The organism is Catenuloplanes atrovinosus, from assembly GCF_031458235.1.
Classification (GTDB): domain Bacteria; phylum Actinomycetota; class Actinomycetes; order Mycobacteriales; family Micromonosporaceae; genus Catenuloplanes; species Catenuloplanes atrovinosus.
The window spans coordinates 3,026,643-3,050,702 of record NZ_JAVDYB010000001.1 but is presented as its reverse complement, the minus strand read 5'-3'; the positions used below and the strand labels follow the sequence as shown (position 1 = coordinate 3,050,702).

Here is a 24,060-nt window from a genome sequence, read left to right as displayed (position 1 = left end):
GTCGAGCGGTCCGGACACATCCCGCCGCCGCGGGGGCGGCGGAGCGAGAAGGTGGGAACGGCGAGAGGTGGGCGGTCGCCGACACGTGCCGCCCACCGAGGGCGGCCAAGCGGGAACGGCGAGAGGTGGGCGGTCGCCGACACGTGCCGCCCACCGAGGGCGGCCAAGCAGGAACCGCGAGAGGTGCGCGGTCGCCGACACGTGCCGCCCACCGAGGGCGGCCAAGCAGGAACCGCGAGAGGTGCGCGGTCGCCGACACGTGCCGCCCGCCCAGGGCGGCCAAGCAGGAACGGCGAGAGGTGCGCGGTCCTCGACACGTGCCGCCCACCGAGGGCGGTGGAGCGGGAGGGCGGCGAGGTGGCGGTACTGTCCGAGGATGGCGATCGACCCGAGTCGGCTTCCCCGGACCGAGACCGCGATCCACGACGCCGACTGGGCGTTGGACGACCTGTCCGGGCGGGTGCATGAGCGGGTCGCGTTCACCGGGGTGGATCTGACCGAGGCGACCAGTACCGGCGCGTCGTTCTCCGAGTGCGTGTTCACGCAGTGCCGGTTCAACGCGGGCGTGCACACCCGTACCGCCATGGTGAATTGTGTGTTCGTGGGGTGTTCGTTCTTCGAGGTGGGGCTGGAGGAGTGCAAGCTGGTCGGCAGCGTCTTCGAGGACTGCACGTTCGGCCTGTTCACGGCCACCGGCGGCGACTGGTCGTTCGTCACGCTCGCCGGCGCGGACCTGCAGAAGGCCACGATCACGGGGGTACGGATGCGCGAGGCCGACCTGTCCGGCGTCAAGGCCGCGCACGCGAAGCTGCTCTCCGTGGACCTGGCCGGCGCGACGCTGCGGCAGGCCGACTTCACCAAGGCCGACCTGCGGGGCAGCAACCTGGAGACGCTCGACCCGCTGACCACGACGCTGAAGGGCGCCGTGATCGACACCGCCCAGGCGGTGCAGATCGCCGGCGCCCTCGGGCTCAGCGTGCGGTGACCGGTCAGCCCCCGCCGACGGCGCTGCCGGCGGGGGTGGATACGGCGCCGTCGTCCGGGATGTGGTGGACGCCGATGCGCCGGCGGAACACCCAGTACGTCCAGCCCTGGTAGAGCAGCACGACCGGCGTGATCAGCAGCGCCACCCACGTCATGATCGTCAGTGTGTACGGCGTGGAGGACGCGTTGTCCACGGTCAGGCTGTGCGCCGGGTCGGTCGAGGACGGCATCACGTTCGGGAACAGCACGGTGAACAGCGTGACCACCGCCAGCCCGATCGTGACCGCCGTGCCGACGAACGTCCAGCCCTCGCGGCCCACCCTGTTCGCCAGCAGCGCCCCGGCCAGCGCGAGCGCCGCCACGACCGCGGTGACCACGGAGGCCACGGTGCCGCCGAACGAGGACACGGTCCAGCCGAGGAACGCGACCGCCAGCACCGCGGTGGCCAGCCCGGCGCGGCCGGCGATCCGGTTGGCGCGCACCCGGATCTCGCCCTCGGTTTTCAGTGCCAGGAACACGGCGCCGTGCGTGAGGCAGAGCGCGACCATGGTGACGCCGCCGAGCAGCGCGTACGGGTTGAGCAGGTTGAGCAGTCCGCCGGTGTAGTCGTGGTTGGCGTCCAGCGGCACGCCGCGCACGATGTTGGCGAACGCGACGCCCCACAGCAGCGCCGGCGTGTACGACCCGAAGATGATCGCCAGGTCCCAGTTGCGCTTCCACGCGGCGTCGGCGCGCTTGCCGCGGTAGTCGAAGCCGACCGCGCGGACGATGAGCGCCACCAGGATGAGCAGCAGCGGCAGGTAGAAGCCGGAGAACAGGGTGGCGTACCACTCGGGGAACGCGGCGAACATGGCGCCACCGGCCGTGATCAGCCAGACCTCGTTGCCGTCCCAGACCGGGCCGATGGTGTTGATGACGACGCGCCGTTCCCGGTCGTTGCGGCCGAGGACCGGCAGGAGCATGCCGACACCGAAGTCGAAGCCCTCCAGCACGAAGTAGCCGACGAACAGCACGGCGATGAGGATGAACCAGAAGGAAGCGAGATCCACGATCGTGTCTCCTTGCGCGGTCAGTACGCGAACGCGAGCGGGCGATCGGCGTCGTCCTTCTCGTCGTCGCCGGGTTCGGGGTGGATCTCGGGCAGCCCGCCGGTGGCGTACTTCAGCAGCAGCCGCACCTCGACGACGGCGAGCGCGGCGTACAGCAGCGTGAACGTGCCGAACGAGACGATCACCTCGGTCATGGACACGCTGCGGGAGACGCCGTCGCGGGTGAGCATCTCGCCGAAGACCAGCCACGGCTGGCGGCCCATCTCGGTGAAGATCCAGCCGAACGAGTTGGCCAGCAGCGGCAGGATCGGCAGGCTCAGCGCGCCGAGCAGCAGCAGGCGGCTGGTGGGGGTGCGGCCGCGGCGGGTCATCCAGAGCGTGAGCAGCGCGATCGCGCCGGCCGCCAGCCCGAAGAAGATCATCATGCGGAACGACCAGTAGGTGACCGGGATGATCGGCGCGTAGTTGACGCCCGCGCCGTACTCGGCGCTGTACTGGGCCTGGAGGTCGTTGATGCCTTCGATCTCGGCGTGGATGTCGCCCTTGCCGAGCCAGGACAGCAGGTCCGGGACGGTGATCGCGAACACCTCCCGGCTGCCGTCCAGGCTGCCGATGGTCAGCAGCGAGAACGGCGCGGAACTGGTGGTCTCGTAGAGCCCCTCGGCCGCGGCCATCTTCATCGGCTGCACCTGGGTCATGATCTTGCCCTGGAAGTCGCCGGAGATGAGCGTGCCGGCCGTGGCCAGGATCGTGACCCATCCGCCGAAGGTGAGCGCGGTGCGGAAGGTCGCCTTCTGCTCGTCCTTGCCGCGGTAGAGGTGCCAGAGCGAGACCGCGACGATCAGGCCGCCGGCGACCATGAGCGCGCCGAAGAACGTGTGCGGGAACGTGGCGAGCGTGACCTTGTTGGTGAGCAGCGCGCCGATCGAGTTCAGCTCCGCGCGGCCGGTGTCGGGGTTGATGTGGAACCCGACCGGGTTCTGCATCCACGAGTTGGCCGCGAGGATGAAGTACATGCTCAGGATCGTGCCGATCGAGGCGGCCCAGATGGTGGCCAGGTGGATCGGCTTCGGCAGCCGATCCCAGCCGAAGATCCACAGGCCGAGGAATGTCGACTCGAGGAAGAACGCGACCAGCGCCTCGATCGCCAGCAGGGAGCCGAAGACGTCACCGACGAAGCGGGAGTAGTCGGACCAGTTCATGCCGAACTGGAACTCCTGCACGATGCCGGTGACGATGCCCATCGCGAAGTTGATCAGAAAGAGCTTGCCGAAGAACTTGGTCAGGCGCAGCCACTTCTCGTCGCGCGTCCGGTACCAGACCGTCTGCATGATCGCGACGAGCAGCGACATGCCGATCGTGATCGGCACGAAGAGGAAGTGGTAGACGGTGGTGACCCCGAACTGCCACCGCGCGACATCCAACGCGTCCAATGCTCCCCCACCCTACGGTTTCTACTACGCACAATCATACTACGAGCCGTAGTAGATGATACGTGGCCCGGCGCGCGTCGATCAGGGCCGGAAGTCCCGGGCCGGCAGGCCCTGCTCCCCCACCCCAACGGCCGGGACCGGCGCGAACTCAAGGCCGGCAACCGAAAAGCACCGGCGTGACCGCGGCTGGCAGGATCTTGGCGTGACCGACACCACGCCGTGGACCGCCCCGCTCGTCTGGCGGAGCCTGCTGCTCGCCGCCCGCGGTGTGGTCGGCGCCACCGCCCGGCTGCGCGTCACCGGCGAGGTCCCGCCGGCGCTGCGCCGCGGCCCGCTCATCCTGGCCGCCAACCACATCAGCCCGGTCGACCCGGTCGTCATGATGGCCGCCTGCCGTACCGCCGGGATCACCCCGCGGATCATGGCGACCGGCGGCGTGTTCCGTACCCCCGTGCTCGGGTCGGTGATGCGGGCGTCCGGGCAGATCCGGGTGGACCGGCGCACCGCCACCGTCGCCCGCGCGCTCGACGACGCCGCGACCGCGCTGCGCGAGGGCTCGGTGGTGCTGATCTACCCGGAGGGCCGCATCGGGCTGGACCCGGGCCTGTGGCCGGAGCGCGGCAAGACCGGCGCCGCCCGGCTCGCGCTCACCACCGGCGCACCCGTCGTCCCGGTCGCGCAGTGGGGCGGGCACACGCTCATCCCGTACGACACCGCCCGGATGGCGGACAACGCCCGCGCGGTGCTGCGCGACCTGCGGCACCGGCCGCCCGTGCGGGTCGGGTTCGGCGCACCGGTCGACCTGTCCGGGCTGACCGCGCACACGCCCGGCGACGCGCAGCGCGCCACCGACCGGATCATCGACGCGATCACCGCCACGCTCGCCACGCTGCGCCCGGACGAGCCCGGCCGCCCGCACCACCACGATCCGACCCGGCCGGCCGACACCTCGCGCGCACACCGGCGCGGGTGACGGGCCCGCGCCCGTAACCCGCGGACGGATCGCTCGTTCTCCCGTCGGATGGTGGTGGAGCGATGCCGACGATCTTCGACAGCGACGACCCGGACGCCGCGTACCACGCGATCACGGCCATGTACCGCACCAGCCGGATCTCCGCGATCGGCCGGCGGCACCGGGTGCGCATCGCCCAGGACGTCATCGGCGACGCCGCGGAACTGCACCGGATCGTCTTCCCGATGCGCTTCAACGCCACCGCCCCGCCGCTGCGCACGCTCGTGGTCGGGCGCGTCCGCAGCGGCGCGATCACCTACCGCGACAGCGGCCGCGCCGACCACTACGGCGCCGGCGACGTCTACCTGCTCGGCGCGCCCGCCCAGGAGTACGACACCGCGGTCCACACCGTCGACGCCGAGTTCGCCCGGATCGGCACCGGCCTGATCAACCAACTCGCCGAGGCCGCACCCGACCGGGCCGGCTCCCCGGTCCGGTTCACCGGATACCGCCCGGTCACCCACACCGGCGCGCTGCTCTGGACGCAGACCTACGACTTCGCCCGGCACAACGCCGCCACCGCCGCGACCGAACCGCTACTGGCCGACGCGGTCAGCCGCCTGCTCGCCGCGACCGCGCTGACCGTCTTCCCCAGCACCGCGCTGCACGACCCGACGATCGAGGACCGGCACGACGCACACCCCGCCGCGGTACGCCGCGCCATCGCCTACATCGAGTCCGACGCGCACCGCGAGATCGGCCTCGCCGACATCGCCACCGCCGCGCACGTCACCATCCGCGCGGTCCAACTCGGGTTCCGCCGCCACCTGGGCACCACCCCGACGGCCTACCTGCGCCGCGTCCGCCTCGCCCACGCCCACCACGACCTGACCGTCTCCACCCCCGGCACCACCACGGTCGCGGCGATCGCGGCCCGCTGGGGCTTCGCCAGTCCCGGCCGCTTCACCGCCCACTACCGCGCCGCCTACGGCCGCACCCCGTCCCAGACCCTGCACCGCGGTTGACCTCGACCGGGGTTCAGGTCGCAGACTCCGCGGCATGATCGCTGACGCGCACCTGCGGATCGCCCGGCCCACGCGATCGCTCGCGAACGCCGAACGGTTCTGGACCGCGGGGCTGGGCCTGGACGTGCTGTTCCGCGAGGAGGAACTGCTCATGGTCGGTGCGCCGGGTGCCGCGTGGCACCTGGAGCTGGTCGCCGGGGAGCCGGCGCCGGGCACGGAGGATCTGCTGGTGCTGTACCTGGACGGGCCGGTCGGCGACGCCCTGGTCGCCGGCCTGGTCGCGGCCGGCGGGCGGCGGGTCTCGCAGGGCGACTACTGGGACCGGTGGGGCGTGACGATCGCGGATCCGGACGGCTACCGCCTGGTGCTCAGCACCCGTGCGTGGACCAACTAGGATCTTGCGCGCTTCCCTCTCCTCCCCCTCTCGCCGACGGGTGTGACCCACACATGCGCAAGTCCATCGCCGCGATCGCGGTGTCGTTCACGCTGGCCGGCTGCGCCGGTGCGGCCGCGGAGAACGCCGGTTCCGCCGCCTCGCCGTCCCCGTCCTCCGACGCGAAGGCCGTCGTGGTCGCCGCGTTCACGCCGCTGAACAGCGGCACCTCCAGGTACTCCGTCACGTACGAGGAACTCGCCGCGACCGTCCGGGTCCAGCGCGACCACGCCGCGGACACCACGTTGTCCACGCTGTCGATCACGGTCACGGACGACGACCGGGCCCTGGTCATCGAGTCGTACCGGGTCGGCGGGAACCTGTTCACCCGGTTCGACGCGAGCCAGCTACCGCCGGGGTCGGTGCCGGAGGAGCAGCGGGTCGGCACCTGGGTGCGGTTCGACCCGAAGCGGACCGCCGCCATCACCGAGGGCATCGACGCGCTGGCGGTCACGCCGGACCGGGTCGCGGCCGCGGTCACCGGCGCGCAGCGGCAGACCGTCAGCCGGATCACCGGCACGGTCGACTTGACCGCGATCGTGCCCGATCGGTACGACAGCCCCGCCGCACGAAACGCCACGTTCCGCGCGGAGCTCAACGGTGACGGGTCGATCGGCTACTTCACCGTGGACGTGACGGAGGGCGGGAAGACCACGACGCCGCTGGAGTTCCGCGGGCTGGGCCAGGCCACGCGCGGGTTCCCGCCGGTGCCGGGCGACGGGCAGTACCGGGACGCGTCCCCCGGCCTCTACACGCTGGCGCTGCCGATCGACTGAGCCCGGGCTACCGTCGCGGTATGGAGGAGGCGCTGGCGTTCGGGGCGGTCGCATCCGCGTACGCGCGGCACCGCCCGGACTACGCGCCGGCCGCGGTGCGGTGGGCGATCGAGGCCGCACCGGGGCCGCGCGTGCTCGACCTGGGCGCCGGCACCGGCAAGCTCACCGCCGCGCTGGTCGCGGCCGGCGCGCGGGTCACCGCGGTGGAACCCGACCCGGCGATGCTGGCCGAACTGCGCCGCGCGCTGCCGGGCGTCACCGCGCTGCCCGGGCGCGCGGAGGCGATCCCGCTGCCGGACGCGTCCGTCGACGCGGTGGTGGCCGGCAACGCCATGCACTGGTTCGACCTGCCCGTCGCCGGGCCGGAGATCGCCCGGGTGCTGGCCGGTGGCGGCGTGCTGGCCGGGCTGTGGAACGTGCTCGACGACCGGGCCGGGTGGGTCGCCGGGCTGGCCCGGGCCGGCGGGAGTGCCGCCGTCGGCCCTCGGGACACGCCGGCGGGCTGGCGCGCGGCCACGGCCGGCCTGGCCGTACCGGGGCTGGGACCGGCCCGCCGCGCCGAGTTCCCGCACGGGCAGCGCCGCACCGCGGACTCGCTGGTGGCCACGCTCGCCACCCGGGCGGGCATGCTGGTCATGCCGGAACGGCAGCGCGCGGACACGCTCCGGCGGATGCGCGCGTTCCTGGCGTCCCGGCCGGAGACCGCGCGCGGCGCGTTCGTCCTGCCGATGGTGACCTGCGTGCTGCGCCAGGCGGGTTAGCGGCGCGGCCGGACCAGGCCCACGTCGTACGCCAGGATGGTGGCCTGCACCCGGTCCCGCACGCCGATCTTGGAGAAGAGCGCGTTGACGTGGGTCTTGACGGTGCCGACCCCGACGCCCAGACGATCCGCGATCTCGGCGTTCGACAGGCCCTCGGCGATCAGCGTGAGCACGTCGCGCTCGCGTGGCGTGAGACCGGTGAGCTCCGGCGGCTCCCCGGCCACCGGGCCGCCGCCGGCGGCGAACGCGGCGATCAGCCGGCCGGTCACGGCCGGGTCGAGCAGCGCCTCCCCGGCCGCGATCACCCGGATCGCGGACAGCAACTCCTCCGGGTCGGCGTCCTTGAGCAGGAAGCCGGACGCGCCCGCGCGCAGCGCCTCGAACACGTACGCGTCCAGGTCGAACGTGGTCAGCACCAGCACCTTCGGCGGCTGCTCGCCGGCGGTCACCAGCCGGGTGGCGGCGAGGCCGTCCATGCCCGGCATGCGGATGTCCATGATGACCACGTCCGGGCGGGCGGCGGCGGCCAGCTCGACCGCGGCGGCGCCGTCCGCGGCCGTACCGACCACCTCCAGGTCGTCCTCCGCGTCGATGATGGCGACGAAGCCGGCCAGCAGCATCGGCTGGTCGTCGACGACGATCACGCGTACGGCGATGACCGCACCTCCTCGCTCGCGGCCGCCAGCGGCAGCCAGATCTCCGTCTCGCCGCCCGGGTGCACGGTCATCGCGCCGCTGACCGCGTCGACCCGGCCGCGCAGCCCGGCGGCGACGCGCGCGTCGGTCAGCACCGGAATTCGGTTCAAAAAGATCCGCAGGCCGCCGGTCACGCCGATCACGATCTCCAGCGGTCCGGCGCCGGGCAGTGCCAGGGCGGCCTCGATCAGACGGTACGCGGAGACGTCCACGCCCGGCGGCAGCTCCGGCAGCGGTGTGGCGTACCGGAGCAGGACCGGCCGGCCCGCGGCCCGCTGCGCCTCGCACAGCGCGCCGATCTGCGCGGCGGTCGGCTGCGGCGCGGTCTCCGCCTCCCCGGCGCCGGCCCCACCGCGCAGGCTGCCCAGCAGCTCCCGCATCGCGGCGAGCGTCGCCCGGGCGGCCTCCAGGACCGCGTCCAGCCGGGCCGCGGTGCCGTCCGCCGGGCCCGTCGCGGTACCGCCGCCGGCGCCGCCGTCCGGTACGTCACCGTCGACCGCTGCCCCGATCCCGGCGCCCGGCACGCCGGATGCCACCGGAGACGCGCCCGGCTCCCCGGAGACCGGCTGCGACACCGCGGCCCCCGCGCCCGGCGCGGCGGTCCCTCCACCCGGCGTCCCGGAACCCGACGGCGGCACGGCATGCCCCGGCACATCCGAAGCCGTTGGCGACGCGGGACTCCCGCCGCCCGGCACGCCCGACGTCGGCGGTAGCGCGGCGTTCCGCACGCCCGGAACCGCGGGGACCGGCGGCGACGCGGCCGTCAACACCGCCGTGGCCCGGTCGAGGACCGTCGACCGCAGCTCCGCCGCGATCCGCCACCGTTCCGCGAGTGCCTCCCCCGCCGCCGATGCCGCCGCCGCCGCGACCACGTCGCGTTCCCGGGAGCGCAGCCGGGTCAGGCGGCGCCGCCAGGAGGCGCCCACGATCCACGCCGCCAGCATCGGCACGGCGAGGAGCACGGTCACGAAGCCGCCCAGCACCACCGTCAGCGCGACCAGTTCCGCCGGGCCCGCCTCCGGCGCGTCGCCGGACCGGGCGAGATCCGCGCCGACGCCCACCGCGATCGCCAGTCCGAGCACCCCCGCGGTCGCCGGCGCGGCCGGCCACGTGAACGCGGCCCGCCCGCGCCCGTGTGCCGCGACCGCGTAGACCGCGTACACCTCCGCGAACCCGGCCACGGTCAGCACGCTCAGCGATCCGGCCGGCAGCACGCCGGTCGCGGCCACGATCGCCCACCCGGCCAGCACCGCGAGCACCCCGCCGAGCACCCACCACGGCGCCCGGTGCGCCCACACCAGCGGCACCGTGTGCGCCACGATCAGCGCCGCGACCGCGAACCCGGCCGGCCGCGACCCGCCCGTGGTCAGCGCCGGGTCGACCAGCAGCACCGCCACGCCGCCCAGCGCCAGGATGACCGCGATCAGCGCGTCGGTCAGGTATCCGCGCACCGACGCGGCCCGCTCCTGCCAGGCCCGGGCCAGCCGCGACGGCGGTGACGCGCCCGCGGCGGCGACCGGCAGCCGGGCCGCGACCCGCCATCCGGCGCCGTCCGGCCCGGCGGTCAGCGTGCCGCCGAGTTGTTCCGCGCGCGAGCGCGCGCCGGCGAGTCCGCTGCCGGAGCCGACGCCGTCCGCGTCGGAGGCGCGCGCGGCGGGCCCGTTGGTCACGGTCACGCCGACCGCGCCGTCGTCGTCGGCCAGCCGGATGGTGACCGCGCCGCCGGGTGCGTACCGGATGGTGTTGGTCAGGGCTTCGCGCACGATCGCGAACGCCGCGTCCGCGACGTCGGCCGGGACCGCGGTGGGCGCGGCGAGGTCCAGCGTGACCGGCTGGCCGAGCCGCTGGAACTCGGCGCCGAGGCCGGCGAGCCGGGCGGGCAGGTCACCGGCCGCGTCCGCGGACCGCATCACCGCGACCAGATCGACGAGCGTGTCCAGGGTACGGCGGGCCGCCTGCGCCGAGAACGTCAGCGCGTCCGCGGCCAACTCGGGCCGGGTGGTGGCGAGCCGGCGCGCCGCGGTCACCGTGACCACGATCGCGGTCAGGTGGTGGGCGCTGACGTCGTGCAGCTCGCGGGCCAGCCGGTGCCGTTCGCCGCGCGCGGCCTCGGCGCGGGCCGCCTCGGTCTCGGCGAGCCGCCGGCGGGCCTGTTCCCGGCCGCGCCGCCACGCCTGCCGGCGGTGCCCGAGCAGCGCGATCAGCGCGGCGAGCAGTGCGTCCGCGGCGACCAGCAGCGCCAGCCCGACGCCGCTCTCGCCCGCGTAGTAGCCGGGCGTGAGCGTGTTGACGACCACGGTGGAGGCGGTCAGCGCGGGGGCGGCGATCAGCGTGGTGCGCACGCCGGTCCAGGCCGCGACCGAGAAGAGCGCGATCAGCGGGGCGACCGTGAGCACGTCGACGAGCGAGTCGCTGTCCGCGCCGAGCGGTGCGACGCCACACTGCGCGGACGCGACCGCCAGGTGCGTGGCGATCAGCGCGGTGACCGGCCGGACGCGGCGGAAGCCGAGCGCGGCGACCACGGCCGCGGTGGCGGCCAGGACCAGCGCGAGCACCGCGGGCGGCTGGCGGAACAGTACGGCGCCGGGCCACAGGCCGAGCTGCACCGCGCCGAGCGCCAGCGGCAGCAGCCAGTCGGTGCGCTTCGGGCTCATCGCCGCACATCGTAGGGGTCTCTCTACCCGGAGATAGAGACCGGGTTCGTGATCGCGGCCGATGAGCGCGCCCGCCGCGGCCGGAATGCTGAACGGCATGACGACGACGCTTCCCGCGCCAGAGCAGGTCACGGTCCCGGTCCCGTATCACCGGCTGGCGCACACCGAGCGGCACCGATGGTGGCGGCCGCTGGTCGGCACGCTGCTGGTCCTGGCCGGCGCGTTCGCGGCCGCGCTCGGCCCGATGATCGTGGCCGGCATCGTGGGCCTGAGCCTGGGGCTGCCGCAGGACGAGTACGGCTGGCCGGTCCTCGGCGACGAACTGGACCTGGCGGTCGGGCTGCTCGGCCTGGGCCTGGTCATCCCGGTGGTGATGCTGGTGGCGCGGTGGACGCAGCGGCGGCCGGGCGGCACGGTGTCGTCGGTGGCCGGCCGGCTGCGGTGGGGCTGGCTGGGCCGGTGCGTGCTGCTGGCCGTACCGGCGGTGGGGTTGATGTACGCGGTGTTGTTCCTGCTGCCCGGCACCGGTGCGGAGGCCGTGTTCGTGGGCTGGGAACGGTTCCTGTTCGGCGTGGCCGTGGTGGCCGTGCTGGTGCCGTTCCAGGCCGCGGGCGAGGAGTATCTGTTCCGCGGCTGGCTGGTGCAGGCGTTCGGGTCGTGGACGCGGTCGCCGTGGCCCGGGATCGTGGTGTCGTCGGTGCTGTTCGGGCTGGTCCACGGGTACGGAACGCCGTGGGGCATGGCCGACCTGATCTTCTTCGGCGTGGTCGCGGCCGTGCTGACCGTGCGCACCGGTGGGCTGGAGGCCGCGATCGTCCTGCACGCGGTCGGCAACCTGGCCGCGCTGGTGACCGGGGCCGCGATCGGCGCGCTGGGCAGCGAGGAGACCGCCACGGACGCGCCCGCGCTGGTCGCGGCGGTGGACATGGCGATGGTGGCGGTCTACGGCGTGGCGGTGCTGTGGCTGCGGCCTCAGTCCTTGCTCTCCAGGTAGGCCATCACGGCCTCCCGGGTGCTGCGGACGCCGAGGAGTTTGCGGGCCTCGGCGATCCGCCGGTTCGCGGTGCGCAGCGACATGAACTCGGCCGCGGCCGCCGCCGCGATGGTCTCGCCGTTGGCGAGGCGCTCCAGCAGCGCGCGCTGTTCCGGGGCGAGCTGCTCGACGGTGCCGGTCTCCGGGACCGCGGGCGTCTCGGTGTCGCGGCGGACCGGCCCGAGCCGGGACAGGTCGTCGATGAGCGCGCGCCCGACGTCGCCGCCGGCGTCGGTGATCGCGATGACGCCGGCCCCGCGCGCGGCCGCGAGCACCACGAGCTGGACGGTGTCCAGGTCGGAGACGCGGCCGAACAGCACGAGGTTGTTGCCGGTGACGTCCCAGCCGGCCTCGGGCAGGGCGAAGCCCTCCCGGGTGGTCCAGCCGTCGCGGGCCAGCCGCCGCAGCACCACCGTGGCGTCGGTGGCGCTGGGCAGCACGTACCGGGGCGTCTCCGTGAAGGTCACGACATCAGCGCCTCTCGGACGCGGACCGCTGCCTCGGTACGGGTGCGGGCGCCGAGTTTGCGCATGGCGGAACGGATGTGGGTCTCCACCGTCTCCGCGGAGACGCCGAGCTGACCGGCGATCCGGCGGGTCGGGTCACCGGCCGCGACCAGCCGCATCACCTGCTGCTCGCGGGCGGTGAGCTCGTCGCCGGCCCGCGGGCCGCGGATGTCGCGGCGCACCGAGTGGCGGCGCAGCGCCCGCTGGGCCCGGCCGCGCAGCACCACCAGCCCGGCCCGCTCGGCCAGGTCCTCCGCGGTCAGCAGCGCGCGGACGGCGAGGTCGGACTCGTCCTCGTGCAGGCCCTGCGCGATCAGGCAGCGGACCTGCTCGCGCAGCACCACGCTGGACCAGGCGGCGGCCGACGCGGCGAACGCGGACGGCGCCGCGGCCGAGGACGCGGCCCACGCGGACAGCGTCTGGTGGATCGCGGTCGGGCCGCCGGCGGCGGACTCCAGCCCGGTCACGTCGATCGGCGCGCCGTCCAGTGCGGCCCAGCGCGCGGTGATCCGGTGCAGGCCGGACAGCAGCGGGATCCGGTCGGTGTCCGGGTCCCAGCCGGCGGCCCGGTCCGGCTGCCCGTCCAGCCAGGCGATCTCGGCGGCGACCCAGCCGGCGACCGGCGTGCGGGGCGCGGCGTCCAGCCGGGCGCGGGCGGCGCCGAGCAGCCCGGCGTCGGCCTCGACCAGCCCGGCCGCGGCGGCGGCGTAGGCGCGGGCGAGCGCGGGCAGCGACCGGTCCATCAGGTCGCCGGCGCGGTGCACGACCAGGTCGGCCAGGACCGGCTCGACCACGCTGGGCGCGGCCGGCTGCGCCGGGACGGTCGCGACGCCGCGGGGCGGCTGGCCGGGCGACGGCAGTCCGGCGCCGAACGCGGGGATGGCCGGCTCGGCCCGCGCGGGCGCCTGCGCCGGCACGGCCGTGACCGCGTGGCCGCGCAGCGCGGCGGCCCACAGGCCGGCCGCGACGAACCGGGTCTGCCAGCTGTAGGCCAGGTCGGCCTGGCAGGCGCCGGCCGCGACCTGCGCGAGGTGCGCGGCCTCCGGCAGCCGGCCGTCCGCCGCGAGCGTCTCCACCAGCACCCACGCGGACCAGCGGGCGGTCAGCGCGTCCCCGGCGTCGCCGGCCGCGGCGGTGGCGGACGCGAGCGCGTTCTCCCAGCCGTACGCGCGGCGGGCGGCCGCGACCGCGGCGAGCGCGGCCCGCAGCCCGGTGTGGGCCGGCTGCTCGCCGTGCCGGGCGATCACGGACGCGGCGGTGCCGACCGCGACGGCGGGGTCGTCGGCGAGGTCGGTCAGCAGCAGCACCCGGTCCCGCGCGGCGAGCAGCTCGGGCGCGAGCACGGCCGGGATTCCGGCCGCGCTGTGCCGGGCGCCGTCGAGGTCGCCGGCCTGCAGCAGCGCCTCCGCGCGCAGCACCCGGGCCTCGACCACTGTGGACTCGAAGGCGACCGCGTGCTCCAGCGGCGCGAGCACGGCCGCGGCGGCGGCGGGCTGGCCGGTGGCGAGCGCGGCGCGGGCGGCGGCGACCCGGACCTCGGCGTCCGGCACGGCGCCGGGCAGCCGGCAGGCGAGCAGCAGCAGCTCGGCGCGCTCACCGGCGCGGTTCGTGGTGCGGGCGGCGGAGACCGCCATCCGGTACGCCTCGTCGGTGTCGCCGGCCGCGGCCAGGTGCCGGACCGCCTCGCGCGGCGGGACCAGCCGGGCCAGGCGGCGGTGCAGCGCGGCACGCGCGTCCGCGTCGAGCATGCCGGCGGCGACCTCGGCCACGTACGGCGAGACGGCCGCGACCATCCCGAGGTCCGCCCGGGTCGGCCGGGTTGTCGCGGATACGACAGAAAGAGTTCCGGTGATCGACTCGACCGGGTCGCCGGCCGGGATCGCGGACGGCAGCGACGCGATCAGCCCGTTGTCGGCCAGCTCGGCCGCGCCGGAGCCGAGCAGCGCGGCCGGGACGGGCCGCCCGAGCAGGCCGAGCGCGGCCATGGCGGTGCGCGCCGGGCGGGTCAGGTCGGCGAGCGCGCCCGCGATCGCGTGCCGCAGGTCGCCGGCGTCGTCGCCGGTTCCGCCGGTCTGCTGGGCGTGCCGGGCGAGCGCCTGGCAGGCGAGCGGGGACCCGCCGGCCTGCCTCACCACGGCGGCGACCGCGGCCGGGTCCAGCCCGGGCGCGACGCCGGAGACCAGCGCGGACGCCTCGGCCGAGGTCAGCGGTGGCACGGCCAGCCAGGCCGCGGCGGCGGCGCGCAGCGCGGCGAGGGCCGGGCCGGGGACCCGGTGCGGGGTGCGCAGCGCGACCGCGACGCGGGTGTGCGCGGCGATCAGCGGCAGCGCGGCGAGCGTGACCGGGTCGGCCCACTGCAGGTCGTCGAGCACGAGCAGGCCGCCGCGGACGCGGGCGCGCACGGCCTCGGCCAGCAGCGGCGCGTCGTGCCCGGGCAGCCGGACCCGCACGGCCCGGGTCAGCGCGAACGCGGGCACGTCACGGAGCGTGGCCAGGCCGCCGCCGGCGAACACCGGGCCGGAGAACGCCTCACCGAGCCGCGCGAGCAGCCGGGTGCGGCCGCTGCCGGGCCCGCCGGTGAGCACCACCAGCCCGGGCTCGGCCAGTGCCCGTTGTGCCTCGGAGAGCACGTCGGGTGCCGCGTCCCGGGTGTCCGGTGGCAGCATCACATGCGTGCCGGCCTGCTCCGCTGACTCTGTCTCGTGCAAGGGTCCTCCCCCACCAGCTCGCTGCCACCGCCCATGCTGCCGGTTGCACGGTGGCACGAACATGGGATCCTGCGCCGGCAGGATATTCGTACCGTAGGGCCTAATAGTCTTGGGCCACGCAACTAGAGGGTGTCACAGACGCTCTCCACCGCTCTGCCGGGAGGGATCGACCAAGCGATGGTGAGGGACGACCGCCGCAACATTGCCATTGTGGCTGAGAAGACGGGCGGCTGACCAATCGTGGTGCAAGGTCCCCTGACCAACCGGGTCGCCGCGCTCTGTGACGAGGTGGGTCCACGCCTGTCACCGGTGAGCGCGCAGCAGGTGCTCGCGGTCCGCCGCCGGCTGGACGAGGCGCTGCGGGTCGCGGTCGCCGGCCGGCTCAAGGCCGGCAAGTCGACGTTGGTGAACGCGCTCGTCGGCCGCCGGGTCGCGCCGACCGCGGTGGGCGAGTGCACGCGCGTGGTCACCCAGTTCCGGTACGGCACCGCCGACCGCCTCGACGTGGTCCGCCGTGACGGCTCGCGGGTGTCCCGGCCGCTGGAGGAGTCGGGCATGATCCCGATGCAGCTCGGCGTGCCGCGCGAGGAGATCGCGTTCGTGGACGTGACGCTGACCAGCGACCGGCTGCGCGACCTGACCGTGGTCGACACCCCCGGTCTGTCCTCCACCAACCAGTCGATCTCCGCGGCGTCCGAGGCGTACCTGACACCCGATCAGGTGACGGCCGGGCCGAACGCGCCGCTCGACGACGACCTCGACGACGACTCGGTCGCGGCGGTGTCCGGCGCCGAGGCCGTGCTGTACGTGTTCACCCAGGCCGTGCGCGCGGACGACATAGCGGCGCTGTCGACGTTCCAGTCCGTGTCCGCGCGGCTGTCCGGCAACCCGATCAACTCGATCGGCCTGTTCAACAAGGTCGACAAGCTGGTCGCCGGCGGCGCGGACCCGTGGCCGGTCGCCGGGCCGCTCGCCTCCGACCAGGCCGGCGTGCTGCGCCGGGTGGTCTCCGAGGTGGTGCCGATCGCCGGCCTGCTGGCCGAGACGACCGAGGCCGGGCGGCTGACCGCGGCCGACTGCGAGGCGCTGCGTACCCTCGCCGGGTTGTCGCAGACCGAGCGCATGGTGCTGATGGCCTCGGTCGACCTGTTCATCAACCGCGCCTGCCCGGTGTCGAAGGCGCAGCGCGAGCGGCTGCTGAGCCTGCTCGACCTGTACGGCATCGGCTTCGCGCTGGCCCAGTTCGCGGCCAAGCCGGACCTCGGCTCCGGCGAACTGGTCCGGCTGCTGTTGCAGGCCTCCGGGTTCGCCCGGCTGCGCAACACGCTCGACCAGGCGTTCCGCTGGCGCACCGACGCGATCAAGGCGGCCTGGGCGCTGTCGAGCCTGGAGCGCCTCGCCGGGCACGCGGGCGCCCAGCAGGACCGCGAGGTCCTCCGCGACGCCATCGAGCGGGTGCTCCAGCAGCCGGAATACCATCGGCTGCGGCTGCTGGAGGCCGCCCAGTCGGTCACCTCCGGCGCGGTCGCGCTGCCCGAGCAGATGGAGCGCGAGCTGACCCGGCTGGCGCTGACCACGGACGCGGCCTGGATCCTGGAGATGCCGCAGGCGCACGTGGAGCAGCTCGCGCAGGCCGCGCTGGCCGCCGCGAACCGGTGGCGGGTCTTCGCGGTCGCCGGCGCCAGCCCCGCGCAGGCGCGCGTCGCCCAGGTCGCGCACCGCGGCTTCTTCCTGCTCGCCCAGCAGATCCGCGGGCAGAACTCGGCGCACCCGGTCTCCGGCGCCGCACCCGGCCAGCCGTGGCAGCACCAACCCCCACCCCAGACCCCGCCACCGGGGTACGGCCGAGCGCCCGGCCCCTACACTCCCGGCTACCCCGGCCCGCCGCACCACCTCCCGCCGGGCCCGCCGCACCAGTACCCCCGCGACCACGGAGGCTATCGATGACCGCGCCGAAACCGAGCAACGCCGAGGCGGCGCAGGCGCTCGCCCGGCAGCTCGCCGCGACCGCGGACGGCGCCCTGGCCTACCTGCGCTCGGTCGAGCCGGACGCGGCCGCGGACCTGGACGTGCTCGCCCGCCGCGAGTCGGACAAGCCGGCCATCGTCATCGTCGGCGAGACCAAGCGCGGCAAGAGCTCCCTGGTCAACGCGCTGATCGGGGCGCCCGGCCTGTCCCCGGTCGACGTCGCGGTCTCCACCTCGGCGTACCTGGAGATGACCGAGGCACCCACGCCGCAGGCCCGCGCCTGGCAGCCCGGCCACGAACACCCGGTCGAGATCGGCATCGAGGGCCTGGTCACCTGGGGTACGGCCGGCGGCGTGCTGCCCGACGGCGCCCGCCCGCCGCGGCGGATCCGGATCGGCTACCCGTCGCCGCTGCTGCAGCACCTGACGTTGATCGACACGCCCGGCACCGGCGGCCTCGATCCCGCGCACGCGGAGGTGGCGCTGGCCGCGGCCGAGCAGGCGACCGCGCTGCTGTTCGTGGTGGACGCGTCGTCGCCGCTGTCCAAGCCGGAGCTGGACTTCCTCATCCAGGCGTCCAAGCGCGTCAACCTGGTGATGTTCGCGCTGACCAAGACGGATGCGTACCCGGGCTGGCGGACCATCCTGGCCGACGACAAGGCGCACCTGAAGACGCACGCGCCCCGGTTCGGCAACTCGCCGTGGTTCCCGGTCTCGGCCCGGCTGGCCGAGACGGCCGCGCAGATGCCGCCGGAGGTCGCCGCGGAGCTGGCCAAGGAGGCCCGCATCGACGAGTTGGCCAAGGCGCTGCGGCAGGTCGCCGGCCGGCGCGGGCTGCTCGACCGGGCGAACCTGCTGCGCGCGATCCGCTCCGAGATGGTCCGCCGGGACCTGGCGCTGGGCGAGCAGATGACCTCCACCGACCCGGACCCGGCCGACGCGGCGCGCGCCAAGGAGCAGCGGCAGCAGCTGGCGGCGCGCAAGCGTACCGACTCGCGGCAGTGGTCCCTGGCGCTGAACACGCACGTCCAGCGGGCCCGGGTGGAGTCCACCAGCAGCCTGCGCACCTCGCTGTCGGAGATCCAGGAGGACTACCTCGGGCGGCTCGACAAGTTCAAGCGCAACGATCTGGAGGCGCTGCCGCAGAGCATCGACGCGGCGCTGCACGCGGTGTCGCTGCGGCTCTCCGCCGACCTGGAACGCCGGTTCCGGCAGGTCGGCGAGGAGGTGCTGTCGCACGCGTTCCCGCCCGCCGAACTGCAGCACGTGCTCGGCCGGCTGAACGCACAGCTCGGGCACGCGCTGAACACCAAGCCGCAGCGCGACGCCGGCACCGACAACGTGATGGTGGCGCTGTCCGCCGGCGGCATCGCGATGATGGCCGGCCGCGGCGCGATGGCCGGCGCGTCCGCGCTCGGCGCCGGCGCGGTCCTCGGCGGTGGCCTGCTGCTGCCGGTCGTCGGCGTCGGCATCGGCCTGGCCGCGGGCGCGTTCATCCTCTACAAGCGCCGCGTCGCCGGCGACCGCCAGCAGGCCAAGGTCTGGCTGCGCGAGGTCATCGGCGAGTCCCGGGCCGCGCTCACCGACGAGGTCGCGCACCGCTTCACCGACCTGCAGTACGCGCTGACGCTCGCGCTCGACGACGCGATCGAGCGCCGCCTGAAGGAACTCGACGAACACATCGGCAAGATCGACCAGGCGCTCGCCACCGACAAGGCCACCCGCGCCAAGAAGAAGGCCGCGCTGACCGCGGAACGCGACGCGCTGCGCGCCCGCGTGAAGCAGGTCGACGAGGTCCTCGCCAAGACCCGCGGCCTGGCGCCCAGCTCCGCCAGCGCCGCCGTCAAGACCGCCGCCAAGCCGCCCGCGCCCGCCTCGACCGCCTCAACCGCTGGAGGAACACCGTGACCGACCAGGACTGGCCCGGCGGCGAGCCGCCGGAGGACGACACCACCGGCGACGTCACGGACTCCGGCGCCCCGCTCTACTCGAACGCACCGTACGACCCGGCCGGCGACGACCTGCCGTCGTTCGAGGACGTGCCGGTCCCGTCCGGGTCCACCGGCGCGGACGAGGCGGCGGACGCCGGCGTGGCGGAGGAGGGCTTCGGGGAGGCACCGTTCAGCGAGGACGACCCGTTCGCCGCGTCGGCGGGCGAGGGCGGGGAGTCGTTCGAGTACACGGAGGGCTTCGGGGCCGCGGACGATCCGTATGTCTCGGACCCGGAGAGTTCCGATTCGGGCTCCGGCTCTGGTTCCGGCTCCGGTTCCGGTTCCGGCGAGTCGTCCTCCGGCGAGTCGTCCGACCCGGCGGGTTCCGATGGCCCGGCCGCGACCGAGGGTTTCGGTGACTCGGAGCCGGCGGCCGAGCCGGGCACGACGACGCCGGGACCGGCGGGTCCGTCGCTCGGCGATCCGATCGGCCCGCCCGGCCTCGTCCCGCCGGACCCGGCGCCCGGCGCCGACGACACCGCGTCCGAACAGCCGTCCGACGCCGACCAGGCCGCCGCCGACTCGTCGCTCTACGCCGGCGATGCCTCCGGCGAACCGACTCCCGAGGCGGCGGCGCCCGTGCCGGACCCGTCGTTCGACGACGGGGAGATCCCCGAGGCCGCCGCGCCCACCGGACAGCCGGAATCGGCGTCCGGCGCCGACGTGCCGCCCGCCGACGGGGAGACCTCCGAGGCCGGCGAGTCCCGCCCGGACCCGGCGTTGGACACCGACGAGACCGCTGCGCCCGCTACGGCTCGGCCGGACCTGGCGCTCGACGGCGGCGAGGCCGCCGGAACTCAGCCGGGCCCGGCATCCGACGGCGGGGAGACCGCGGGCTACGTGCCGCCGGCGGACGAGGAGTTGCCCGAGGCGTCCGCGCCCGCCGGTGGCGTGCCGGACCCGGCGCTCGATGCCGGTGCCCCGCCTGCCGACTTGCCGCCCGCCGACGGGGAGATCCCCGAGACTGCGGCTACCGCCGCCGATGCGGACGTCTCCGGCACCGGTGGAGGCGGCGAGCAGCCCGCCACCGAGGGTTTCGGCGACGCGTACGCCGGCGACGCCACGGACTCGTCCGGCACCGGCGGCGGCGAGCAGCCGGACCCGCCCGCGACCGAGGGCTTCGGCGACGCCTACACCGGCGGCACCCCGGAGGTCCTCCCGTCCACGGACGACTCCTTCGTACCCGCTGATGATTTTGATCCTGACGACGCCCCGCTGTCGGAGGAGGACTACGGCTCGACCCCACCGGTCGGCGTCGACCCCGACCTGGCCGACCACGGCGAGGGTGCCCAGTGGGACACGTTCCCGCCCGACCTCGCCATGGACACCCCGGACCCGGTCGACGGCCCCCCGTGGATCGACCCCGACCTCCTCGGCGACCTGGCGGACGGCCTCTCCCCCGCCGACCTGGCCGCCTGGACCGACCCCCTCTCCACCGCCGAGCCGACCGTCACCCCCGACGACCTGCTCGACTACGCCGGCGAGGCCACCCTCACCGGCGACCCGTGGCCGGCCCTGCAATCCTCCGACGACCCGGCCACCGCGGCCCTGGCCCGCTGGTGGGCACCCCCGGCCTGACACCGCCGCATCCGGCCTCAGCGAGCGGGCGCGGGCGATCAGAAGAGAACCAGCTGCCCTGGTAGCGGATCGAGGTCGAGCGGCCCGTCCACACGCCAGACGTGGAGCGCATCGGCGGACACGGTGAGCCAGGTGCCGGGTTCGCCGGATCGGTACGGCCCGGCCTGCGCGGCCGGGTGTGGATAGCGGATGACGGACCGGGGCTGCAAAGTCTGCACCGACAGCAGGACGTGCGTCTCCTCCTCGGCGTGGTGGTCGACGCGCACCGCGGACATCGCCAGATCGTCCGTGACGGCGAAGAACGCGCCGGTCAGACGGGCTCGCTCGCCGAGGCCGAGCCGGTCCGCGGTGCGGGTGGTCACCGGGCGTCCGGTGACGGTGTCGCGCACCTGCAGCCGCCACCGCGGCATGCACAGGATCCGGCCACCGCTCCGGGCGAAGCCCGTCATCGACGTCTCGGCCAGTGGTGTGACGGTCAGCGTGCCGCCGGCCAGCCGGACGATCATGCTGACGCGGTGCGCACCTGGATCGGATGGGGTCAGGGCGATGCCGATCCATCTGCCGGCCGGGTCGTCGTGCCAGCAGACGTCGCCGTAGGCGGCGCCGAGGCTGGTCGTGCCCAGCGCGCGGCCGGTCTGTGCGTCGGCCGCGGACAGCATCGTCGGCGGGCCCGTGCCGGCGTGGTGCAGCCACCACAGCCGGTCCCGCCGGTCCAGGTGGCACGCGGTGACACCGGCCTCGGCGTGCTGCCACAGGACGCGGCCGCGCAGGTCCGTGACGGTTATCGTGTCGTCGTGGGTGTGGGCGGTCCGGGTGGCGTCGGCGGTGACGTGTCCCCGGGCCGGCATTTCCGCGACCGGACGCAGCAGCGGGTCGAGGATGCGGACGACGCCACGTGGCCGGTCGATCGTCAGCCAGCCGCCGCCGGTACGGACGGCGGACGCGACGCCCACGTCGGCGCGGGCGGCCTCCGCGATCAGTCGGGGGCGCACGGCGGTATCAGGTGACGACCGAGCTGCGGCGTTCGATGGCGATGACGTCGCGCCAGGTGCCGTGGTGGCGGCCGACGCGTTCGCGGGTGCCGATGATGCGGAAGCCGCAGCTGGCGTGCAGGGCGAGGCTGGCGGTGTTCTCCGGGAAGACGCCGGACTGGATGGTCCAGACGCCGGCCGCCTCGGTGGACGCGATCAGCGCGGTGAGCAGTGCCTTTCCCACGCCGCGGCCGTGCGCGGCGGGGTGGACGTAGACGGAGTGCTCGACGACGCCGGCGTAGGCGCAGCGGTCGGAGACGCGGCTGCACGCGGTCCAGCCGGTGACGGTGCCGGTGTCGTCGAGGGCGACGAACCGGTGGCCGGGCAGCCGGGACGTGGTGAACGCGGGCCAGTCGGGCGGTGTGGTCTCGAAGGTGGCGTGGCCGGTCTCGATGCCGAGCCGGTAGATGTCGAGGACCGGGGCGGCGTGCGCGTCGGTCATCGCGGCGATCCGGGTCATCGTGGCGCTCCGGCCGGGTCGAGGAACCGTGACAGCCAGCCGAGGCGGGCGGGGACGATCCAGTAGTAGACCCAGGTGCCGCGCCGTTCGCACTCGACCAGGCCGGCCTCGCGCAGCTGCTTGAGGTGGTACGAGATCGTCGGGCCGGTCAGGTCGAACGCGTCGGTGATCTCGCAGACGCAGACCTCGTCGCCGCGCCGGGCGGCGATCAGGGACAGCACGCGCAGCCGTACCGGATCGCCCAGGGTCTTGAACGCGCGGGCGAGTTCGGCGGCGCCGTCCTGGGTCAGGGCCTCGCTGACCAGCGGCTCGCAGCAGCCTTGTTGCTTAGACACCGGTCTAGGTTGACAGTTGTCGAATCGCTGCGCAAGCTGTCTAGAGGAACGTCTAAACAAGCTGCTCGGAGGTGGCCTGATGTCCCGTGTTCAACTCGCGCTGCGGGTCTGCGACCTGGAGGCGTCGATCGCGTTCTACGCCAGGCTGTTCGGTGCCGACCCGGCCAAGCGCCGGCCCGGCTACGCGAACTTCGCGATCGCGGACCCGCCGCTGAAGCTCGTCCTGATCGAGGGCGAGCCGGGCCGGCCGACCGCGCTGGACCACCTCGGCGTCGAGGTGGAGACCACCGGGGCGGTACGTGACGCCTCGTCCCGGCTCGCCGCCGCCGGAATGGCCACGATCGCCGAGAACGACACCGAGTGCTGTTACGCGCTGCAGGACAAGGTGTGGGTGCGCGGCCCCGGCGACGAGCCCTGGGAGGTCTACGTGGTCAAGGCCGATTCGGGGGTACGCGAGAAGCACGCCTGCTGCTGAGCCCCCCGGCCCACCGTCTAGCCTGTGGATCATGACGGAGTGGGTGATGCGGCCGGCCGTGGCGGCGGACCTCGACACGCTGGTGGAGCTGCGGGCCGTGGTGATGCGCCCCGGTCTGGAGCGCCTCGGGCGGTACGACGAGCACCGGGTGCGGCAGCGCATGCGCGACCGGTTCGTGGCCGCCTTCACCTGGGTCATCGAGGCCGGCGGCACCACGGCCGGCTGCGTGGCGCTGCGCCCGGCCGCTGACGCGCACTGGCTGGAGCACTTCTACCTGGCCCCGCACCTGCAGGGCACCGGCATCGGCACCGCCGTGCTGCGCACGCTGCTGGACCGGGCCGACGCCGACGGCACCGTGATCCGGCTGACCGTGCTGAAGGACAGCCCGGCCCGCCGCCTGTACGAACGGCACGGCTTCAGCTACGAGGCCGACGATCCCCCGGTCGACGAGATCATGGCCCGCTGGCCCCGCTGACCGGGCGCCGGGCGCCGCGTCACCGCCACGGGTCCAGCAGGGACGGGTCCGCGACCGCCGCGCGGGCCCGGTTCTCCTCCTCGGCGGTCAGGGTCAGCTCGGCGAGCCGGGCGCCCCACTGCCGTGCCCGCTCGGGCCGGTCGAGGGCGGCTGACAGTTCGATCAGGACGGCCAGCGCGGTGGCCGTCTCCGCCGCGGTGGCGGTGTCTCCGTGGCGGCGCAGGCCGAACTCGAGGGCGCGATAGGCGGCACGATCGTCGGTCTTGAACTCGCGCAGGACGCGGGCGTTGTCGAGCGCGCGGGCCAGCCCGTGCAGCTTCTTGGACCCCCCGTACTCCAGGCTCACCGGCTCGTCCCGCTGGATGAAGATGATCGCGTTCCCGGACGGGTCCATGATCGTGAACCGGGACGCGCCCGGACGGTACCGGGTGATCCGCGGCAGCCCGCTGGACAGCACCTTCCCGTAGTGTTCGCGCATCGCCGCGGTGAACGCGGCATGGTAGGCGGCGACGGCATCGACCATGACGAGGCACCCGCCGGTGGTCTCGCGCGCCGGGTCGACGCCGTCCGGCGCGTCGCCGTAGTGCAGCGCGAACCCGCTCCACTCGAACGCCAGGTACAGGTACGGTTTCGTCTGCTCGTAGGTGACCGCGAACCCGAGCGCCCGCCAGAACGCGAGCGTCTCCTCCGGCGACACGCAGTGCAGCACCGGCACCGTGGTCTCGTTCGCCTCGACCAC

22 protein-coding genes are annotated in these 24,060 nt (G+C 74.7%); 12 read left to right on the top strand and 10 right to left on the bottom strand.

Going from position 1 to position 24,060, the window contains the following annotated elements; translation table 11 throughout:
• Positions 1-376 precede the first annotated feature (376 nt).
• Positions 377-985 (top strand): pentapeptide repeat-containing protein, encoded by a 609-nt coding sequence (locus tag J2S41_RS13650; protein ID WP_310367553.1) that lies wholly within the window; start codon positions 377-379, stop codon positions 983-985.
• A 4-nt stretch (positions 986-989) separates the two neighbouring features.
• Here J2S41_RS13650 and cydB read toward each other — a convergent pair whose 3' ends face one another.
• Both cydB and J2S41_RS13640 read right to left on the bottom strand, forming a co-directional pair.
• Positions 990-2,033 (bottom strand): cytochrome d ubiquinol oxidase subunit II, encoded by a 1,044-nt coding sequence (gene cydB / locus J2S41_RS13645; protein WP_310367549.1) that lies wholly within the window; start codon positions 2,031-2,033, stop codon positions 990-992.
• 20 nt (positions 2,034-2,053) lie between these two features.
• Entirely contained in the window at positions 2,054-3,466 is a 1,413-nt protein-coding gene (locus J2S41_RS13640; protein ID WP_310367547.1) for a cytochrome ubiquinol oxidase subunit I, read from the bottom strand.
• Between the two features lie 202 nt (positions 3,467-3,668).
• On the opposite strand from J2S41_RS13640, the gene J2S41_RS13635 reads away from it, so the two are divergent.
• From J2S41_RS13635 to J2S41_RS13615, 5 genes are all read left to right on the top strand, one after another.
• Positions 3,669-4,439, top strand: a complete 771-nt coding sequence (locus J2S41_RS13635; RefSeq protein ID WP_310367545.1) for a lysophospholipid acyltransferase family protein — start codon at positions 3,669-3,671, stop codon at positions 4,437-4,439.
• Between the two features lie 62 nt (positions 4,440-4,501).
• Positions 4,502-5,443 carry a helix-turn-helix transcriptional regulator gene (locus J2S41_RS13630; RefSeq protein ID WP_310367542.1) on the top strand — a complete coding sequence of 314 codons (942 nt, stop codon included), beginning with the start codon at positions 4,502-4,504 and terminating at the stop codon, positions 5,441-5,443.
• A 34-nt stretch (positions 5,444-5,477) separates the two neighbouring features.
• Entirely contained in the window at positions 5,478-5,837 is a 360-nt protein-coding gene (locus tag J2S41_RS13625; RefSeq protein ID WP_310367540.1) for a VOC family protein, read from the top strand.
• A gap of 53 nt (positions 5,838-5,890) precedes the next feature.
• Positions 5,891-6,652 carry a hypothetical protein gene (locus J2S41_RS13620; protein ID WP_310367537.1) on the top strand — a complete coding sequence of 254 codons (762 nt, stop codon included), beginning with the start codon at positions 5,891-5,893 and terminating at the stop codon, positions 6,650-6,652.
• A gap of 20 nt (positions 6,653-6,672) precedes the next feature.
• Positions 6,673-7,413 carry a class I SAM-dependent methyltransferase gene (locus J2S41_RS13615; protein WP_310367534.1) on the top strand — a complete coding sequence of 247 codons (741 nt, stop codon included), beginning with the start codon at positions 6,673-6,675 and terminating at the stop codon, positions 7,411-7,413.
• Here the strand turns inward: J2S41_RS13615 and J2S41_RS13610 are convergent.
• Together J2S41_RS13610 and J2S41_RS13605 are read right to left on the bottom strand one after the other, a co-directional pair.
• Positions 7,410-8,033, bottom strand: a complete 624-nt coding sequence (locus J2S41_RS13610) for a response regulator (RefSeq protein WP_310376377.1) — start codon at positions 8,031-8,033, stop codon at positions 7,410-7,412. The genes J2S41_RS13615 and J2S41_RS13610 overlap by 4 nt on opposite strands.
• 20 nt (positions 8,034-8,053) lie before the next feature.
• A complete protein-coding gene (locus J2S41_RS13605) occupies positions 8,054-10,762 on the bottom strand; it encodes a histidine kinase (protein ID WP_310367532.1) in 2,709 nt (902 codons plus the stop codon).
• A 97-nt stretch (positions 10,763-10,859) separates the two neighbouring features.
• Here J2S41_RS13605 and J2S41_RS13600 point away from each other — a divergent pair, with 97 nt between their 5' ends.
• On the top strand, positions 10,860-11,756 hold the full coding sequence (locus J2S41_RS13600) for a CPBP family intramembrane glutamic endopeptidase (RefSeq protein WP_310367530.1): 897 nt from the start codon (positions 10,860-10,862) through the stop codon (positions 11,754-11,756).
• On the opposite strand, the gene J2S41_RS13595 is transcribed toward J2S41_RS13600, so the two are convergent.
• Positions 11,735-12,262 (bottom strand): LuxR family transcriptional regulator, encoded by a 528-nt coding sequence (locus tag J2S41_RS13595; protein WP_310367529.1) that lies wholly within the window; start codon positions 12,260-12,262, stop codon positions 11,735-11,737. The genes J2S41_RS13600 and J2S41_RS13595 overlap by 22 nt on opposite strands.
• A complete protein-coding gene (locus J2S41_RS13590; RefSeq protein WP_310367525.1) occupies positions 12,259-15,009 on the bottom strand; it encodes a helix-turn-helix transcriptional regulator in 2,751 nt (916 codons plus the stop codon). Before J2S41_RS13590 ends, J2S41_RS13595 begins: the two co-directional genes overlap by 4 nt.
• Before the next feature lie 240 nt (positions 15,010-15,249).
• Between J2S41_RS13590 and J2S41_RS13585 the strand changes: the two genes are divergently transcribed.
• The 3 genes from J2S41_RS13585 to J2S41_RS13575 are packed head-to-tail and all read left to right on the top strand — an operon-like array spanning position 15,250 to position 20,545.
• Positions 15,250-16,956, top strand: a complete 1,707-nt coding sequence (locus tag J2S41_RS13585) for a dynamin family protein (protein ID WP_310367523.1) — start codon at positions 15,250-15,252, stop codon at positions 16,954-16,956.
• Positions 16,953-18,884, top strand: coding sequence for a dynamin family protein (locus tag J2S41_RS13580; RefSeq protein WP_310367521.1), 1,932 nt, complete (start codon positions 16,953-16,955; stop codon positions 18,882-18,884). The genes J2S41_RS13585 and J2S41_RS13580 overlap by 4 nt, the downstream gene beginning before the upstream one ends.
• Positions 18,881-20,545, top strand: a complete 1,665-nt coding sequence (locus tag J2S41_RS13575; RefSeq protein WP_310367519.1) for a hypothetical protein — start codon at positions 18,881-18,883, stop codon at positions 20,543-20,545. Before J2S41_RS13580 ends, J2S41_RS13575 begins: the two co-directional genes overlap by 4 nt.
• Positions 20,546-20,583: 38 nt before the next feature.
• Here J2S41_RS13575 and J2S41_RS13570 read toward each other — a convergent pair whose 3' ends face one another.
• From J2S41_RS13570 to J2S41_RS13560, 3 genes are read right to left on the bottom strand one after another with little or no spacing between them, the layout of a single operon-like run.
• Positions 20,584-21,537: a hypothetical protein gene (locus tag J2S41_RS13570; protein WP_310367516.1), complete on the bottom strand. Its 954-nt coding sequence runs from the start codon at positions 21,535-21,537 to the stop codon at positions 20,584-20,586.
• A 7-nt stretch (positions 21,538-21,544) separates the two neighbouring features.
• Positions 21,545-22,036 carry a GNAT family N-acetyltransferase gene (locus J2S41_RS13565; RefSeq protein WP_310367513.1) on the bottom strand — a complete coding sequence of 164 codons (492 nt, stop codon included), beginning with the start codon at positions 22,034-22,036 and terminating at the stop codon, positions 21,545-21,547.
• Positions 22,033-22,371 (bottom strand): ArsR/SmtB family transcription factor, encoded by a 339-nt coding sequence (locus tag J2S41_RS13560; RefSeq protein WP_310367511.1) that lies wholly within the window; start codon positions 22,369-22,371, stop codon positions 22,033-22,035. The genes J2S41_RS13565 and J2S41_RS13560 overlap by 4 nt, the downstream gene beginning before the upstream one ends.
• 79 nt (positions 22,372-22,450) lie before the next feature.
• On the opposite strand from J2S41_RS13560, the gene J2S41_RS13555 reads away from it, so the two are divergent.
• Both J2S41_RS13555 and J2S41_RS13550 read left to right on the top strand, forming a co-directional pair.
• Positions 22,451-22,846 (top strand): ArsI/CadI family heavy metal resistance metalloenzyme, encoded by a 396-nt coding sequence (locus J2S41_RS13555; RefSeq protein WP_310367508.1) that lies wholly within the window; start codon positions 22,451-22,453, stop codon positions 22,844-22,846.
• A gap of 31 nt (positions 22,847-22,877) precedes the next feature.
• Positions 22,878-23,321, top strand: a complete 444-nt coding sequence (locus tag J2S41_RS13550) for a GNAT family N-acetyltransferase (RefSeq protein WP_310367502.1) — start codon at positions 22,878-22,880, stop codon at positions 23,319-23,321.
• 19 nt (positions 23,322-23,340) lie between these two features.
• Here J2S41_RS13550 and J2S41_RS13545 read toward each other — a convergent pair whose 3' ends face one another.
• Positions 23,341-24,060: a DUF8817 family protein gene (locus J2S41_RS13545; protein ID WP_310367499.1), complete on the bottom strand. Its 720-nt coding sequence runs from the start codon at positions 24,058-24,060 to the stop codon at positions 23,341-23,343.

Bases quoted from the DNA above. Each gene is read 5' to 3' on its own strand.
- J2S41_RS13620 (WP_310367537.1), top strand. From the start codon at position 5,891: ATGCGCAAGTCCATCGCCGCGATCGCGGTGTCGTTCACGCTGGCCGGC.
- J2S41_RS13555 (WP_310367508.1), top strand. From the start codon at position 22,451: ATGTCCCGTGTTCAACTCGCGCTGCGGGTCTGCGACCTGGAGGCGTCG.
- J2S41_RS13630 (WP_310367542.1), top strand. From the start codon at position 4,502: ATGCCGACGATCTTCGACAGCGACGACCCGGACGCCGCGTACCACGCG.
- J2S41_RS13565 (WP_310367513.1), bottom strand. From the start codon at position 22,036: ATGACCCGGATCGCCGCGATGACCGACGCGCACGCCGCCCCGGTCCTC.
- J2S41_RS13625 (WP_310367540.1), top strand. From the start codon at position 5,478: ATGATCGCTGACGCGCACCTGCGGATCGCCCGGCCCACGCGATCGCTC.
- J2S41_RS13610 (WP_310376377.1), bottom strand. From the start codon at position 8,033: ATGCTGCTGGCCGGCTTCGTCGCCATCATCGACGCGGAGGACGACCTG.
- J2S41_RS13615 (WP_310367534.1), top strand. From the start codon at position 6,673: ATGGAGGAGGCGCTGGCGTTCGGGGCGGTCGCATCCGCGTACGCGCGG.
- J2S41_RS13605 (WP_310367532.1), bottom strand. From the start codon at position 10,762: ATGAGCCCGAAGCGCACCGACTGGCTGCTGCCGCTGGCGCTCGGCGCG.
- J2S41_RS13550 (WP_310367502.1), top strand. From the start codon at position 22,878: ATGACGGAGTGGGTGATGCGGCCGGCCGTGGCGGCGGACCTCGACACG.
- J2S41_RS13580 (WP_310367521.1), top strand. From the start codon at position 16,953: ATGACCGCGCCGAAACCGAGCAACGCCGAGGCGGCGCAGGCGCTCGCC.
- J2S41_RS13650 (WP_310367553.1), top strand. From the start codon at position 377: ATGGCGATCGACCCGAGTCGGCTTCCCCGGACCGAGACCGCGATCCAC.
- J2S41_RS13600 (WP_310367530.1), top strand. From the start codon at position 10,860: ATGACGACGACGCTTCCCGCGCCAGAGCAGGTCACGGTCCCGGTCCCG.